A 16,455-nucleotide genomic window follows, 5' to 3' on the forward strand; every position below is an offset into this window, starting at 1 on the left:
AATCATTGTATGTGCACCGAAGTAAAAAAAGAGCTGAAATATTTATTATTTCAACTCCTCTTTATTACAACTTATAAAAATTTTCTTTCTATTAATCCAACCTTTTTATAAACTTTTCTTAAAGTTTTTCTAGCTTGTCTTTCAGCCTTTTCTGCACCAATAGCATATACTTTTTCTAAATAATCTTTATTATTTAAAAGGTCATTATATTGTTCTCTTATAGGTCTTAAACTTTCAACTATAACTTCGGCTACATCTTCTTTGAATATTCCATATCCTTTACCTTCATACATAGCCACTAATTCTTCGATAGATTTATTACCTAATTTAGAATATATTTCTAATAAGTTTTTTATTCCTGGCTGTTCATCGTTGTAGCTTATTACTCCTAATGAGTCTGTAACACTTCTTTTTATTTTCCTTCTTATAGTGTCTGCATCATCCGCTAAAAGTATGAATGCATTTTCATTCTCATCAGATTTACTCATTTTCTTTGTAGGTTCTTGTAAACTCATTACTCTTCCTACTTCTTTTGGTATATATGGATCTGGTATTTTAAATGTAGGCGAATATCTATTGTTAAATCTAGCAGCTAAATCTCTAGCCAATTCTAAATGTTGTTTTTGATCTTCTCCAACTGGTACTAAATCCGTTTGATATAATAATATATCTGCAGCCATTAATACTGGATATGTAAATAATCCTGCATTTAAGTTTGCTTCACTTTTTTGTGATTTATCTTTAAATTGAGTCATTCTACTTAACTCACCCATATAAGTCATTGTATTTAATATCCACATAAGTTCTGTATGAGCACTTACATGAGATTGTATAAATATAGTATTTTTTTCTGGATCTAGTCCGCAAGCTAAGTATTGAGCTAATAATTGCATTGTATTAGCTCTTAGATTTTTTGCTTCTTGCGGTACTGTTATTGCATGTAAATCAACTACACTATAAAAACAATCATATTCATCTTGAAGCTTAGTCCAGTTTTGTATAGCTCCTAGATAATTTCCTAAAGTCATTTTTCCAGATGGTTGTGCCCCACTAAATATTATTTTTTTCTCACTCATTTATTTCACCCCTATAACGCTTTTAACATATTTAATACTATGTCCTTAGAATTATGAGCTGCAACTTTAACAAACTCATCATAAGTAACATCCGCGCTTCCATCAGCCTTATCTGACATAGCTCTTATTATTACAAACGGAACCTTGTTTAAAGTACAAACGTGAGCTATTGCTCCACCTTCCATTTCTCCACAATAAGCATTGAAATCATTTACTAATTCTTCTTTTAACGCCTTAGAGCTTATAAATATATCTCCTGTAGCTACTCTTCCTTTTAATACTTTATTCGATTTCATTTCCTTTATAGAAGATTCATACGCTGCATTTATAAGTTTTTCATCTGCCACAAATACAGAACTTTCCATTCTCGGTATTGTTCCTTTTTGGTCTCCAAATGCAGTTGTATCTACGTCATATTGTATAGCATCAGTTGAAATTACCATATCTAAAACATCTAAATCTGAATGTAGCGCACCTGCAACACCAGTGTTAACAACTGCATCTACATCAAATTCACTTATTAATATTTGTGCACAAAGAGCAGAATTAACTTTACCTATTCCACATCTTACTAATACTATATCTTTTCCTTCTAATGTTCCTTTGTAGAATTTTAAGCTCGCTTTTTCTATAGTTTCTTTAATCTCCATAAGCTCAACTAATATATCTACTTCTTCGTCCATTGCTCCTATTATTCCTATTCTGTTCATAACGTCCTCCTAATGTTAATCCTTATCGTTTGTTTTGTAATATTAATTAAAATAAAAAACGTCCTATAAAATATATAGGACGGTTAATATTCCGCGGTACCACCTAAATTATATACAATTTAATGTATATCACTTAATTCTGCTATAACGTGCAGGTACGTCTTGGCTAATCTAAATAAACTATTTCACCTAACTCCTTCAAGGTCCATTCACTAAATTCTTTATGTTAAGTTCTCAGCACTCTTAACTCTCTGTATTAAAGTTTATTTAGCTACTAATCCTTTTCACTGGATTTAATTATTAATTTATATTATTTATATTATGTTCCATTTTATATTTTGTCAACCATACTTATAAATATATTTTAAATTAGATTTCTTTGCAAAAAAAATTAAACACCTTATGTGAATTTCCATAAGGTGTTTATAAAATTATTTTCTAGTAACCTTTATACCAGTCATATGGTCATTTAAATTATGCTTTTCTAAAGATTCATCTTCTACTCTATTTATTTCTAAAGCTAAAGTTTCTGATTTTATATAATCTTTAAAGTTTTCTACGGCTTGAGCTATTTCATCATCACCACAGAAATCTATATCTATATTATCTAATACATCAAAGTTACTTGATTTTCTTATTTGTTGTATTTTAGATATAAATTCTCTCGCATATCCTTCTTCGATTAACTCTGTAGTTAATGTAGTATCTAATATAACGAATAAGTTATTTTCCATAGATACATTAAATCCTTCTTTAGCAGATATATTTACTAATACATGATCTTTGTTAAATTCAAAGTTTTCTCCATCTATATCTACAGTTAAAGTTTCTCCAGCTTCAAGCTTTGGAGCAACTTCATTAGAATTTAATTTATTTAAAGCTCCAGCAAAGAACTTCATCTTAGCACCAAGTACAGGTCCTAATACCTTGAAGTTTGGCTTTAAGCTAAAGTTCATATATTCACCTAAGTTTTTAGCAAATACAACTTCTTTAACGTTAAGTTCTTCTTTTATTAAATCAACTACATCGCTTATAGTATCTTCAAATTTACCATCTACTAATACTTTTTGTATTGGTTGACGTACTTTTATTCTAGTAGCTTCTCTTGATGCTCTACCTAAAGTAACTAAGTTTTTAACTAAATCCATCTTTTCTTCTAATTCCGGATTTATTAATTCTAAGTTAGCTTTTGGATATAAACTTAAGTGTACTGATACTTCTTCAGTTAAGTTTCTATATATTTCTTCTGATATATATGGAGCAAATGGTGCTATAAGTCCACAAAGCTCTGTTAATATTTCATAAGTAGTGTTGTATACTGATTTCTTATCTTCTGTTAATTCAGTAGCCCAGAATCTTCTTCTTGAACGTCTGATATACCAGTTAGATAAATCTTCATTTATAAAATCTTGTATCATTCTTACAGTTTTATTTAATTCAAATATTTCTAAGTTTTCTTCAACTTCTTTCTTTAAGTTATTAAACTTAGATAATATCCATCTATCTAATTCAGGTCTATTTTTGTAATCAACAAAGAAATCTTTAGGATTTACTTCATCTGTATTTGCATATAATGTAAAGAAGTTATACACATTTTTCATAGTTCCTAAGAACTTACTTTGAACTTCTTTTAATCCATCAACGTCAAATCTTGTTGGAGTCCATGGTGGAGATACGTATAATAAGTACCATCTTAAAGCATCTGCTCCGTATTGATCAAATAGCTCAAATGGATTTACAGTATTTCCTCTAGACTTACTCATTTTCTTACCTTCTTTATCTAGTACAAGGTCATTAACTAAAACTCTCTTATATGGAGCTTTACCCATAACGAATGTAGATATAGCAAGTAATGAATAGAACCATCCTCTAGTTTGATCTATTCCTTCACATATAAAGTCTGCTGGGAATAATTCTTCAAAGTTTTCTTTATTTTCAAATGGGTAGTGATGTTGTGCAAATGGCATAGACCCACTATCAAACCAACAGTCTATAACTTCTGTTACTCTTGTCATTGACTTTCCACAGCAATCACATTTTAAATGTATATCATCAACATATGGTCTGTGAAGTTCTACAGTTTCTGGATTTACATCTTCTATAGCCTTTTCTGCAAGTTCTGCTCTAGATCCAACTGATTGCTTATGACCACATTCACATTTCCATATATTAAGCGGTGTTCCCCAATATCTACTTCTAGATATCGCCCAGTCATTTAGGTTTTCTAGCCAGTTACCAAATCTACCTTCACCAACGAAGTTTGGATACCATTCAACAGTGTTATTGTTAGCTATTAATTGGTCTTTTAATCTAGTCATTTCTATATACCAGCTTGGCTTAGCATAGTATACAAGTGGAGTTTGGCATCTCCAACAGTGAGGATAGTTATGAGCTACTTTTTCTTTAGAGAATAATTTATTTTCGTGAGCTAACCATTTTATTATTTCAACATCTACACCTTCCTCCATAACGAATTTACCTTCCCATGGAGTTGTTGTAAATTTACCACTTTCATCAACTGGTTGTAAAACTGGTAAATTGTATTTTCTACCTAAGTTATAGTCATCTTCTCCAAATGCTGGTGCAGTATGAACTATACCTGTACCATCTTCTGTTGTAACATAGTCACCACAAGTTACGAAGAATGCTTTTTCTTCAGTTTGTACGAAAGGCATTAATTGCTCATATTGTACATGTTCTAAATCTTTACCTTTCATTTCTGCTAGTACTTCATAGTCTTCACCTAATACTTTATTAGCTAATGCTTTAGCAACATAGTATACTTCATCATTTTGCTTAACTTTTACATAGTCAACTTCTGGTCCTACTGTTAACGCAACGTTTGATGGTAAAGTCCAAGGAGTAGTTGTCCATGCTAAGAAATATTCATCAGCATCAACCCTCTTGAATTTAGCTATTACTGTATTATTTTTAACTTCCTTGTATCCTTGAGCAACCTCGTGTGATGCTAAACCTGTCCCACATCTTGGGCAGTATGGAAGTATCTTATGACCTTCATATATATATCCTTCTTTATTGAACTTATCTAAAATCCACCATACAGATTCTATATAGTTATTATCTAAAGTTATATATGGGTTATCTAAATCTATTTCATAAGCCATTCTTTCAGTCATTTCTCTCCATTGTTTTTCAAAAGAGAATACTGATGCTCTACATTTTTCATTGAACTTATCTATTCCATAAGCTTCTATTTGTTGCTTATCTGATAATCCTAATTCCTTTTCTACTTGTATTTCTACTGGTAAACCATGAGTATCCCATCCAGCTTTCCTTTTAACTTGATATCCATTCATAGTTTTATATCTACAAACAGAGTCTTTTAAAGTTCTCGCTATAACATGGTGTATTCCAGGATTACCATTTGCTGTCGGAGGTCCTTCATAGAATACAAAACTTGGATCATTTTGTCCTTTTTCTAAAGTTTTCTCAAGTATATTTATATCATTCCAATACTGAGAAACTTCTGCTTCTGCTTGTTTTACAGAACTATCTACTAATGACTTAAATTTAGCCATAAAATCACCCTTTCTAAAATTTATATTTTTAATTTTTATCTAATATTAAACAAAATAATTTAATAGATAATATTATTTCTAATATAAAAAAACTCGTCCCCTAAAAAGGGACGAGTATTAATCGCGTTACCACCCTAATTTAATATATATTAAAATTTAAACTAATATATATTACACTCTATAGTTTAACGGCATTAACCGGCACAGCTTAATAAACAAACGTCTTTCAGCCTGCAGCTTAGGAGTGATTTTCAACTTTATAAATTTATTGGCTCTCAGCTTATACCAACTCTCTGTAAAATTATCTAAAGCCTACTGTCTCCATCATTGCTTTTAAAGTAATATTTTATTTTATAATAAAAAATTTTATAATAATTATTCTGAATAGTCAATATTTTTTTGAATAATCTTTTATTCTAAACTAGAAACTGCAACTTCATTTTGTAAATTGTACATCATAGTATTTTCAAATCCACTATGATTTTCATCTACATTATAGAATATTTCATCTATACCCTTTATTTCATCTTCTAGCAATGACTTAAATTTATTTCTAAATACTTTAAATTCCTTAACCATTGAATCATATTCTTTTCTTATTTCTATAACACTATTATTCGCTCTTTCTATAATCTGTCTAGCATCTAAATCAGCTTTTTCAACTATAATCTTAGCTTTTTTATTTGCTGCATTAGTAACATCTTCAGCTGTTCCTTGAGCCGTTACTAATGTAGCTCTTAATGTTTCTTCTATATTTTCATACTTATTAATTTGATCTTGATATAATCTTACCTTTTCCTTTAAATCTGCATTCTCTCTATATAGTTGTTCGTAGTCTTCTTTTACTAAATCTAAGAATTCATCTACTTCATCTTCTTTATAACCCCTTAATACTTTTTTAAATTCTTTATTTTCTATTTCAATTGGAGCTATCATCTATATTTTCCTCCTATATCATTAACTTCGCTTGAACTTTTATTCTACCTTTTTTCGTAATATCTCCTACATTGACGATAATTGATCTACCTTTACCTCTTACAGATATTAATGAATTATCTTCAATTTCCTTAGACGGCGAAGTTATTTTTTCATAATTTACATGGACTCTTTCCCCATTTATGTACTTTAAACTATCTTGTCTTGATATATTATAAAGCCCACTTATTATACAATCTAGCCTTTGTGATGAAACTGTAAAAGATATATCTTTATAGTTTGGTGAATTTGGTATAATATCATCTCTAGAAATTTTATTAACAATAACTTTATTCCTAGATACTTTATTTAGATTTATAGTTAAAAAGTCACATATACCATTAGCGACTATAACTTGGCAATAATTATCATGTATTATTATATCTCCTATTTTCTCTCTTACTATACCTAAGTTAAGTATCGCACCTAGATAGTCTTTATGAGATATTTCTTTAAATTTAAAGTTTCCCTCTACTTGAACTATCTCTAAAGTATCTTCTATATCCTCATATTCCATATAGTATGGATATATAAATATGACTTTTCTTTCTGCATCGTCATATCCTCCATCCACACTATATTTAATATCATTAAATGAATTTAAAATAGCTATTGCATTTTTTATTTCATAAGGATTTAAAAAATCAGTACATTTTACATCATAATGTTTCAAGCAACTATTAGCTTTATCTATTACTTTAAACATCTTATTTTTTAAATCTATGTCCTTTATATGATTAGTAAGTTTTATTTTATCCATATAATAATTACCTTAAATAAATAATCTCAATGCTATATTTTTTAATAGCATAAGTGCAAGTATAGCTATCATTGGAGAAAAATCCACAGGTCCATTTGTATATCTATACATAACTGATCTTATCGGTGATTCTATAGGCTCTGTTATTGTTGATAATACATCATAAAATTTTCCACCACCACTTGGTAACCATGTCATAAAACTTTTGATAACTATAATCCATGATAATATATCAAATAAATAATATATAGCAATTCCTATTGTGCTCATATTATCACCCCTTTATTTTCTATATAAGTATTTAAAAAATATAACTTTTAAGTTTAAAATTTTATATATATCACTTAATCAAATACTATTTACTTTGCCACGGGAAAAGTGTTTTACTTTCTAATTCTTTTTTTATACTAGAATCTATATCTACATTGTTAGGAGCTAATATAAAGATTCCCTTAGAAACTTTTTGTATTCCTCCATCTAAAACATATACTGCTCCATTCATAAACTCAAATATTGATTTACGCATTCCTAAATCATTTAAGTTTTCTAAATTAACTATAACTGCTTTTTTTTGTTTTAAATGATCCGCTATAGTAGTAACTTCCTCATATTTTTTAGGTTCTACTATAACAACCTTCATTGGACTTGCCGTATGCAAATTAACAATTTTAGCAGTTTTAGTATTTGGTATAGATGTAAATTGCTCTACTTCTTCTTCCTCTTCTTGATCATATTCTTCTTCTACACCATCAAATTCTTCTTCCTCTTCAGTTATCCAATTTTTTAATTTATTGAATATTCCATCTCCCATTATTAACATCCTCCTACTCATTTATTCTTTAGTTTATTGTATATTTATTTGATTTGTTGCTTATTATAATTTCTTTCACCAAATATTGATGTTCCTAATCTAACGATAGTAGAACCTTCTTCTATTGCTATTTTATAATCATTACTCATTCCCATTGATAGGTACTTCATAGATACATTAGATATATTTAACTTATCTATATCTAATGATAAATCTTTAAGTTTTCTAAATACTTCTCTTACTTCATCTTCATTTTCAGTAAATGGTGCCATAGTCATAAGGCCTTTTATTCTAATATTATTATACTTACTTGAAACATTTGTTATAAAGTCTATAACATCCTCTTTATATAATCCATGCTTACTGTCTTCTTTAGATATATTTACTTGAACTAGACAATCAATAACTCTATCTATTTTCTCAGCTCTTTTTTGAATTTCTTCACATAAAGATTCTCTATCTAAAGAATGTATCATATGAACTTTATCTATTATATACTTAACTTTATTAGTTTGAAGACTACCAATTAAGTGCCATTTAACTTTATCGCCAATGATATCATATTTTCTTGCTAATTCTTGTGGTTTATTCTCTCCTACATCTGTAACTCCATATTCTATAGCTTCTAATACTTTATCTACATCTACAGTTTTAGTAACTGCTATTAATGTTATATCTTCACTACTTCTCTTAACATTATGAGCAAATTCTTTTATATTTGACCTTATTAATTCAAGATTTTCTTTAATTACACTCACTTTACCACCTACTTATTTTTATATTTTTATTTATACTGTTCGGTTTTAGAATGATTTCATCATATATATCAATTGTTTTTATACCTTCTTTTTGATTCTTGTAATAGTCTATAAATATAAATTCATCATCTTCATATTGTATATTTTTTAATTCAATAAAGTCTACTTTTTTAGTTTCTTGATTTAATACATATACACCTTTTTGATCATTTTTTTCTTTTACAGATTGTTTAGGTACTTTCAAACCGTCTATTTGCTTATATATTATATCAAATTCTTTTACTCTTGTATCATAAATTTCTACATTTTGATTACTTATTTTAAATATAACTACATTATCATTACCGTTTCTATATATTTTTTCTACATTTCCTTGTATATTTTCACTATCAAATACTATTTCGACTTTTTGATTATCTTCAAAAATATCATCATCTTTAGTACATATAGCTATATATGAATAATCACTTTGTATTATTCTAGCTACTACTTCTGATTCTTTTATAGATGTATTTTCAATATCTAATTCTTTATAATTATTTTCTGCATCTTCTATGTCCTTAGATGTTAAATTTTCTAATTTATCTAATGTATATATATCCTCATATCCATCATATTTGGTAGATACTACACCTGATGTCGTAATATTTAAATAATTTATATTTTTATTATTTTCATCGTTAAGAACTACTCTTTGCTCTTTTTTATTTTTAATCTTAACATTTATTAATTCTTTACTTATGTCAGATTTACTATTTTCATATTCAGTTTCCAACTCATCTATTTCTTTATTCAACTGAACTATCTTACTTTTATTTTCCTCTAAGTTTTTGCTATTACTATATATAGCTGCTAATGCATCACCTTTTTTTAATTTTTCTCCGTTGTTAACCATACTTTTTATAATTCCACTTTGATTTGATCTGATTAAATACTCGTCTCTTATAATTAATCCTTTCGCACTTACTTTTAGCTCTACAGTTTCACTTTCTATTACCAATGTATCAATATTTTTTCCTATTATATTTATTGAAATTTGAAGTAGTATATAAGCAAATATTATAATAATAAATAACCTAGAATATTTTATTTTTCTTATTTTTCTCAAGGCTAACTCTCCCCAATCTCTTTTCATTAAAACTTTTATACTATTTCTTCAAATAATATTAAATTTCCTTTTAATTATATTTTCAAAAACATTACATAATTTAACTATTTTCTACTAATTTAAGTTTTGTTTTTCTTTAGTATGTATTAAAGTATTTAGTTTTTATATTTATTCATCTAATATTAGATTTTTCTGTAAATAAAAAATTCACTTTGCTTGAGCGATGTATCGTCGAAGTTCTTCATGTAGCCAACAATATGGCAGTTGCTACCACTTATGTCATATCCGTTGCTCAAAATATCATGTTTCGCATTTCTGAAATTATTAATCTCTCTTCTATTAAAAATTATTAAAATAAAATTCCACATTATAGTTTACTTATACGTTAAAAAGGCTAAACATAATTATTTAGCCTTTTTAACGTATAATTCTTATAATAATATAGTTATTATATTCATACTTCCTTCATTTATTATTTTTTGTAATGTTTTTTGTATCTTAACTCTTATTTCTTCTGGCATAGTATACAGCTTACTTTGTAATTGTTCTTTAACTAAATCATTTAATGATTTACCAAACATATTTGATTCCCATAATTCGCTAGGATTTTGTTCAAACTCATCTAGTAAATATTTAATCATCTCTTCACCTTGAGTTTGATTTCCAACTATAGGAGATACTTCTGTTGATATATCAGCTTTTATTATATGAAGTGAAGGTGCATTTGCTCTTAATTTTATTCCATATTGTTTACCTTGTTTTATTATTTCAGGCTCTTCTAAGCTAAGCTCATCTAACGAAGGAGCTACAACTCCATATCCTTTAGTTTTAGCATCATATAAAGCACTTTCTATCTTATCATATTCATTTTTTACTCTTGATAATTTAGTTACAAGATTTAATAGTTGATGATCTCCATCTATTTTAAATCCACTCTTTTCTTCTAATACATTGTAAAATAAATCTTGTTTAGCTGTTAAATCAATACTTATAACTCCTTCTCCAAGTTCTACATTATCTACTTCTGTATCTTCTAAAAATTCTAGTTCTGAAAATCCTTGAACTATACTATCTACATCTCTTAATTTTCCTATTTCAGCTATACTTTGTTTTAATGTAGAGATTATATTATTTTTAATCCAGTGGTTTCTCTCTAATCCTTCTACCCATTTAGGTAAGTTGATTCTTATTTCATTTAATGGGAAATCATAAAGTACAGTTTCCATTACATTTTCTATATCTTCTTCATCCATAGCTAAAACATTTAACGGAACTATAGGTACATCGTATTTTTCCTCTAACTCAGATCTTAATAATTCTGTAGACTCACTATATGGATCTAGTGTGTTTAAAACAACTGCAAACGGCTTATTTAAAGATTTTAGCTCACTTATTACTCTTTCTTCAGCTGAAAGATAACTACTTCTATCTATACCTGTTACAGATCCATCAGTTAAAACTACTATACCTAATGTTGAGTGATCTCTTATAACTTTTTTAGTTCCTATTTCTGCTGCTTTTTCAAAAGTCATTGCTTCTTGTGACCAAGGAGTTGATACTAATCTTTGTTTTCCTTCTTCCTCATGTCCTAAAGCTCCATCTACTATGTACCCCACACAATCAACCATTCTAACTTTTAAAGATACTGTATCTTTTATTTTTATTTCTACTCCATCAGCTGGAACAAATTTTGGTTCTACAGTCATTATAGTTTTGCCTGATCCACTTTGTGGTATTTCATCTTGTGTTCTTTCTCTTTTATATTCATTTTCTATGTTTGGTAACACAAGATTCTCCATAAATTTTCTTATAAAAGTAGATTTACCTGTTCTAACAGGACCAACTACTCCTATATATATATCTCCTTGAGTTCTTTTTGCTATATCTTCGTAAATGTTATTCATCAAGTTCCCCTCCTGCTTATAGTTTCTTAATAGATTATATTTTCATAATTGGACTATTATTCCAAATTTAAAATTCTTTTTAAAAAATTCTTTTTAAATTACTAAGAAATAAAAAATACTTAATATATAAATAAAAAATTCACCTCGCTTAAGCAAGATGTCACCGTAACATTTCATTTTGCTAACAGCTTCATCCGTTACTTTATCCACTATGATGGCAAATCTTTTCAAAGTATTTTTTACGCTTAAAAAGCAGTTTATTGATATTACTTACATTTAGAAGTTATCTATATTTTAAAGTATTATACTCTCCTTAAACATAAAAAGCTAGGATTAAAATCCTAGCTTTTCATCAACTATTTCTTCCATTTCATGAGTTTTATTTCTCATCATTAAATCTATTACCACTTCATTAGGGTTTAAATTACTATGTAATATAGAGTATATTGCACTTGTTATAGGCATATCTACATTTAACTTCTTAGAAATCTCATAAGCTACTTCTGTAGCAGTTATTCCTTCTACTACCATTTTCACTTCTTCTAAAGTCTCTTCTAAACTCTTTCCTTGCCCTATTAAGATACCTGCTCTTCTGTTTCTACTATGCATACTAGTACAAGTTACAATTAAGTCACCTATTCCCGATAATCCAGAAAAAGTAGAAGCATCTGCTCCCATAGCAACACCTAATCTACTTATCTCTCTAATTCCACGAGTCATAAGAGCAGCTTTTGAATTATCTCCAAGGCCTAATCCATCACATATCCCTGCTCCGAAAGCTATTATATTTTTTAATGCGCCTCCAAGTTCTACTCCAACTATATCTGGATTTGTATAAACTCTAAACTTAGGTCCCATAAATATATCTTGAACTCTTCGAGCTATTTCTAAATTAGTAGATGCTACAACTACTGTAGTAGGTATATCTCTTGCAACTTCCTCTGCATGAGATGGTCCTGATAAAGTTACATATGGATTATTCGGAAGTTCTTCTTCTACTACTTCTGATAATCTAAGTCCGGTACCTTTTTCTAAACCTTTTGCTACATCAACCATTATCTGCTCATCTTTTATAAATGGCTTTATTTGATTACATACACTTCTTATAGCCTGTGATGGAACTGCTAAAACTACAATTATACTATTTGATACAGCTTCTTCTAAAGAAGTTGTAACAATCATATTATTTGGAAATAATACACCTGGTAAATAATCTATATTTTCTTTTGTACTATTTATTTTTTTAGCTTGTTCTTCATTAAGAGTCCACATGCTAACTTCATATCCTTTTTTTGCTAAAGTTAGTCCTAATGCGCTCCCCCAACTTCCAGTTCCTAATACACATACTTTTTCCATGTTAACACCACCTAACCACATTAGAATTATTCTTTCTTTTGTCCTATCTTTCTCTCAGTTCCATTTATTAATCGTTTAATGTTCTCTCTATGAGTAAATATTACTGATAAAGTTAAAAATAATGTAATTATTATACCTTTATTATTTTTAGCAAATATCATCATTATAGGAGACATAGATATACCAACTATAGCTCCTAAAGATACATATTTAGTAATTATTACTATAACTAAAAATATTGCAAAGCAAGATAGTGCTAATACAGGATTCATTGCAATCATCGCACCTAAAGAAGTTGCTACTCCTTTACCGCCTTTAAAACCTAAGAATACTGGCCAATTGTGACCACATACTACTCCAAATACTCCTAAGTATCCAGCTGTAGCTATATCTAATCCTGACACTTTTGCTATTAATTGTGCTATAAAAACTGCTACAACTCCTTTTAATAAATCTCCTATAAAAGTCATTGCACCGGCTTTTTTACCTAAAGTTCTAAGTACATTGGTAGATCCCGCATTTCCAGATCCCTGAGTTCTTATATCTACACCAATCATTTTTTTAGCTATTATGTATGAAGTAGATATATTACCTAAAAGATAAGCAATTATGATAATCAATATATAACTAAGCATGTTTATTCCCCCTTAGTTAAATTTATTTTCTATTCTTTTCTCTATACTCAAATTGTACAGGTGTTCCCTCAAATCCAAAGTTTTCTCTTATCTTATTTTCAAGATATCTTTGATATGAGAAATGAGTTAAGTTCTTATCATTTATAAATAAAGTAAACTTAGGTGGTTTAACTCCTGTTTGCGATCCATAGTAAATCTTTAATCTCTTACCTTTATCTGATGGTGGTTGATTTAACATTACAGCTTCACCTATTACATCATTTAATGCAGAAGTTGATACTCTCTTAGCATGTTCACTTGCTACATATTCTACTGTTTCTAATATTTTATTCATTCTTTGATTAGTTTTTGCTGAAACAAATATTACTGGTGCATACATCATAAATGGGAATTTTTCTTTAACGTCTTTAGTGTAATTTCCTAAAGTTTTATTGTCTTTTTCTATTAAGTCCCACTTATTTATTACAAATACACAAGCTTTACCTTCATCATGAGCTATACCTGCAACTTTTGTATCTTGTTCTGTTATTCCTTCTTTTGCATCTATTACTATTAATACTACATCTGCTCTGTCTACTGCCGCCATAGATCTTATTACACTATACTTTTCTACTGTTTCGTATATTTTACTTTTTCTTCTAAGGCCTGCTGTATCTATAAGAAGGAATTTTTGTCCATTTTTTTCAACATAAGTATCAACAGCATCTCTTGTTGTACCTGCAATAGGACTTACTATAACTCTCTCTTCACCTAATATATTATTAAGTATAGAACTTTTACCTGCATTAGGCTTACCTGTTATTGCAACTCTTATTATATCTTCGTCATACTCAGTATTTAATCCTTCTGGGAAGTTTTGAACAACTTCATCTAATAAATCTCCAAGTCCCATACTATTAGCACTTGATATTGCAAATGGTACGCCAAGTCCTAATTCATAGAAATCATATACATTATCAAATTGACTTTGACTATCTATTTTATTTACTACAAGTATAACTGGTTTTTTAGTCTTTCTAAGAATTTGAGCAACTTCTCTATCTGCTGCTGTTAATCCTGATTTTCCATCAACTACAAAAAGTATTATATGAGCCATATCCATAGCAAGCATAGCTTGATTTCTCATATGAGATAATATTATATCTCCATTATCTGGCTCTATACCTCCTGTATCTATTAATGTAAAGTAGTGATTTAACCACTCTACCTCTGTAAATATTCTATCTCTTGTTACTCCAGGAGTATCTTCCACTATAGATATTCTTTTTCCTGCTAATTTATTAAATAATGTAGATTTTCCGACATTTGGTCTTCCTACTACCGCAACTACTGGTCTATTATCACTCATAATAATCTCCTTTCTTATTTCAAAATTTTATCTATAAAGTCTTTACCTTCATTTAAACAAGGTACAACTTCAATTTCCATAATATTACTTATTTCTTCTAATGTTATATTATCTAAGAATATTTCTTCATCAGCTTTTAACATACTTCTTGGTATATATAGTGTTTCGCCTAAATCTTTATCCTTTAGCTGATCTATTATATCTGTTGCTGTTACAAGACCTGAAACAGTTATTGTATCTCCAAAGAAGTTGTTTATTATTTTATAAACATCTATCTGTACATTAGGGCATTTTTCCATTATACATTTTGCCATTTCGCACATAAATTCATATGCTGAATGACCTGTAGCAATAGATACCTTCTTTATTTTAGATTTATAGTATTCTGATAAATTTTCTAAGTAATCCTCTATTTCTCTTTCAAATTTACTTATCATACCTACTCCGTTTTCAAATTGTATAAATCCTTCATATTCATCATAGTTTAATAACTTTCGATTTGCCATTATATAAAACTCATCTGATAAAAATATAAATCTAGTTCCTAATTCTTTAAGATATTTATGATGTAGCTTTTCTACTTGATCAATTGTTTCTCCTGCAGTTTGTTTATTAAATATTTCTAAATTAGGTAAATGATCTCTATGTTTAGTTATACCTACTGGGACAGCAGCCACACTGTTTACATAAGGATATAATTTAGCTAAATCAGATACCGTTCTTTCTAATTCTTTTTTATCATTGTATCCTGGACATAAAACAATCTGACAATTCATCTGAATTTGAGCTTCTGCTAATCTCTCCATTATGCTATATAAGTTGCCTGCAAACTTATTCTTTATCATAGTTTTTCTAAGCTCAGGATTCGTTGTATGAACTGATATATTTATAGGGCTTATTCTATATTTTATTATATTATTTATATCTTCTTCACTCATATTAGTAAGAGTTACAAAGTTTCCTTGTAAAAATGAAAGTCTTGAATCATCATCTTTAAAATAAAGAGTCTCTCTCATCCCTTTAGGCAATTGATCTATAAAACAAAATACACATTTATTTCTACAACTTTTAGCTTTATCTATTATTGGATTTGTAAATTCAATTCCCAAATCATCATCATAATCTTTTTCGATTTCATATATGTACACTTCTCTATTTTGCTTCTGTATTTCTAATTCTAGGTATTCATCACTTAGTAAGAATCTGTATTCTATTATGTCATGTATAGGTTCCCCATTTATAGAAATAAGTAAATCACCAACTTCTATTCCTAACTCATCTGCAATACTATCTTTATATACTTTACTTATTATATTATTTGTATTTTTTACGTTTACTTCCATTTATAGCCACCACTTTTCTTTTGAAAAAATTTATTTTTATAAATTAAGTTATAAAATTGCATCCGTTTCTTTAATCGTCACATTATAATAACATGTTTTATTAAATCACGTCAATATTTGCCAGATTATAAA

At 28.4% G+C, this 16,455-nt stretch carries 14 protein-coding genes and 2 other annotated features; all 14 genes read right to left on the reverse strand.

From position 1 onward, the window contains the following. Positions 1–71: 71 nt before the first annotated feature. The 14 genes from trpS to CRIB_RS09225 all read right to left on the reverse strand — a co-directional run bounded on the left by trpS (position 72) and on the right by CRIB_RS09225 (position 16,323). Complete coding sequence (trpS, locus tag CRIB_RS09160; RefSeq protein WP_180702076.1) at positions 72–1,076, reverse strand: tryptophan--tRNA ligase; 1,005 nt, start codon at positions 1,074–1,076, stop codon at positions 72–74. Between the two features lie 11 nt (positions 1,077–1,087). After that, entirely contained in the window at positions 1,088–1,786 is a 699-nt protein-coding gene (locus CRIB_RS09165) for a 5'-methylthioadenosine/adenosylhomocysteine nucleosidase (protein WP_180702077.1), read from the reverse strand. A gap of 72 nt (positions 1,787–1,858) precedes the next feature. Beyond that, positions 1,859–2,083: a binding site (T-box leader), on the reverse strand. A gap of 134 nt (positions 2,084–2,217) precedes the next feature. Further along, positions 2,218–5,325 carry an isoleucine--tRNA ligase gene (ileS, locus tag CRIB_RS09170; protein WP_180702078.1) on the reverse strand — a complete coding sequence of 1,036 codons (3,108 nt, stop codon included), beginning with the start codon at positions 5,323–5,325 and terminating at the stop codon, positions 2,218–2,220. 103 nt (positions 5,326–5,428) lie between these two features. Then, positions 5,429–5,662, reverse strand: a binding site (T-box leader). Between the two features lie 74 nt (positions 5,663–5,736). Beyond that, a complete protein-coding gene (locus CRIB_RS09175) occupies positions 5,737–6,261 on the reverse strand; it encodes a DivIVA domain-containing protein (RefSeq protein WP_180702079.1) in 525 nt (174 codons plus the stop codon). A gap of 13 nt (positions 6,262–6,274) precedes the next feature. Beyond that, on the reverse strand, positions 6,275–7,060 hold the full coding sequence (locus tag CRIB_RS09180; RefSeq protein ID WP_180702080.1) for a YlmH family RNA-binding protein: 786 nt from the start codon (positions 7,058–7,060) through the stop codon (positions 6,275–6,277). A gap of 12 nt (positions 7,061–7,072) precedes the next feature. Continuing rightward, positions 7,073–7,330 carry a YggT family protein gene (locus CRIB_RS09185; protein WP_180702081.1) on the reverse strand — a complete coding sequence of 86 codons (258 nt, stop codon included), beginning with the start codon at positions 7,328–7,330 and terminating at the stop codon, positions 7,073–7,075. Between the two features lie 85 nt (positions 7,331–7,415). Further along, complete coding sequence (locus CRIB_RS09190) at positions 7,416–7,871, reverse strand: cell division protein SepF (protein ID WP_180702082.1); 456 nt, start codon at positions 7,869–7,871, stop codon at positions 7,416–7,418. A 44-nt stretch (positions 7,872–7,915) separates the two neighbouring features. Continuing rightward, positions 7,916–8,629: a YggS family pyridoxal phosphate-dependent enzyme gene (locus CRIB_RS09195; protein WP_180702083.1), complete on the reverse strand. Its 714-nt coding sequence runs from the start codon at positions 8,627–8,629 to the stop codon at positions 7,916–7,918. 1 nt (position 8,630) lies between these two features. Beyond that, complete coding sequence (locus tag CRIB_RS09200; protein WP_180702084.1) at positions 8,631–9,737, reverse strand: HlyD family efflux transporter periplasmic adaptor subunit; 1,107 nt, start codon at positions 9,735–9,737, stop codon at positions 8,631–8,633. Between the two features lie 431 nt (positions 9,738–10,168). Then, positions 10,169–11,644, reverse strand: coding sequence for a stage IV sporulation protein A (gene spoIVA / locus CRIB_RS09205; RefSeq protein WP_180702085.1), 1,476 nt, complete (start codon positions 11,642–11,644; stop codon positions 10,169–10,171). 330 nt (positions 11,645–11,974) lie between these two features. Next, positions 11,975–12,997: an NAD(P)H-dependent glycerol-3-phosphate dehydrogenase gene (locus CRIB_RS09210; RefSeq protein ID WP_180702086.1), complete on the reverse strand. Its 1,023-nt coding sequence runs from the start codon at positions 12,995–12,997 to the stop codon at positions 11,975–11,977. 26 nt (positions 12,998–13,023) lie between these two features. Then, positions 13,024–13,632 carry a glycerol-3-phosphate 1-O-acyltransferase PlsY gene (plsY, locus tag CRIB_RS09215; RefSeq protein ID WP_330404861.1) on the reverse strand — a complete coding sequence of 203 codons (609 nt, stop codon included), beginning with the start codon at positions 13,630–13,632 and terminating at the stop codon, positions 13,024–13,026. A 22-nt stretch (positions 13,633–13,654) separates the two neighbouring features. After that, on the reverse strand, positions 13,655–14,980 hold the full coding sequence (der, locus tag CRIB_RS09220) for a ribosome biogenesis GTPase Der (protein WP_180702087.1): 1,326 nt from the start codon (positions 14,978–14,980) through the stop codon (positions 13,655–13,657). A gap of 14 nt (positions 14,981–14,994) precedes the next feature. Further along, the gene (locus CRIB_RS09225; RefSeq protein WP_180702088.1) at positions 14,995–16,323 is read right to left on the reverse strand and encodes a DUF512 domain-containing protein; all 1,329 of its coding nucleotides are present in this window, start codon (positions 16,321–16,323) and stop codon (positions 14,995–14,997) included. Between the last annotated feature and the right edge of the window lie 132 nt (positions 16,324–16,455).

The organism is Romboutsia ilealis (assembly GCF_900015215.1).
GTDB lineage: Bacteria > Bacillota > Clostridia > Peptostreptococcales > Peptostreptococcaceae > Romboutsia > Romboutsia ilealis.

Excerpts from the sequence above, each read along its gene's own strand:
- der (WP_180702087.1), bottom strand. The coding sequence starts at position 14,980 with ATGAGTGATAATAGACCAGTAGTTGCGGTAGTAGGAAGACCAAATGTC.
- plsY (WP_330404861.1), bottom strand. The coding sequence starts at position 13,632 with ATGCTTAGTTATATATTGATTATCATAATTGCTTATCTTTTAGGTAAT.
- ileS (WP_180702078.1), bottom strand. The coding sequence starts at position 5,325 with ATGGCTAAATTTAAGTCATTAGTAGATAGTTCTGTAAAACAAGCAGAA.
- CRIB_RS09185 (WP_180702081.1), bottom strand. The coding sequence starts at position 7,330 with ATGAGCACAATAGGAATTGCTATATATTATTTATTTGATATATTATCA.
- trpS (WP_180702076.1), bottom strand. The coding sequence starts at position 1,076 with ATGAGTGAGAAAAAAATAATATTTAGTGGGGCACAACCATCTGGAAAA.
- CRIB_RS09180 (WP_180702080.1), bottom strand. The coding sequence starts at position 7,060 with ATGGATAAAATAAAACTTACTAATCATATAAAGGACATAGATTTAAAA.
- CRIB_RS09210 (WP_180702086.1), bottom strand. The coding sequence starts at position 12,997 with ATGGAAAAAGTATGTGTATTAGGAACTGGAAGTTGGGGGAGCGCATTA.
- CRIB_RS09190 (WP_180702082.1), bottom strand. The coding sequence starts at position 7,871 with ATGGGAGATGGAATATTCAATAAATTAAAAAATTGGATAACTGAAGAG.
- CRIB_RS09165 (WP_180702077.1), bottom strand. The coding sequence starts at position 1,786 with ATGAACAGAATAGGAATAATAGGAGCAATGGACGAAGAAGTAGATATA.
- CRIB_RS09225 (WP_180702088.1), bottom strand. The coding sequence starts at position 16,323 with ATGGAAGTAAACGTAAAAAATACAAATAATATAATAAGTAAAGTATAT.
- CRIB_RS09175 (WP_180702079.1), bottom strand. The coding sequence starts at position 6,261 with ATGATAGCTCCAATTGAAATAGAAAATAAAGAATTTAAAAAAGTATTA.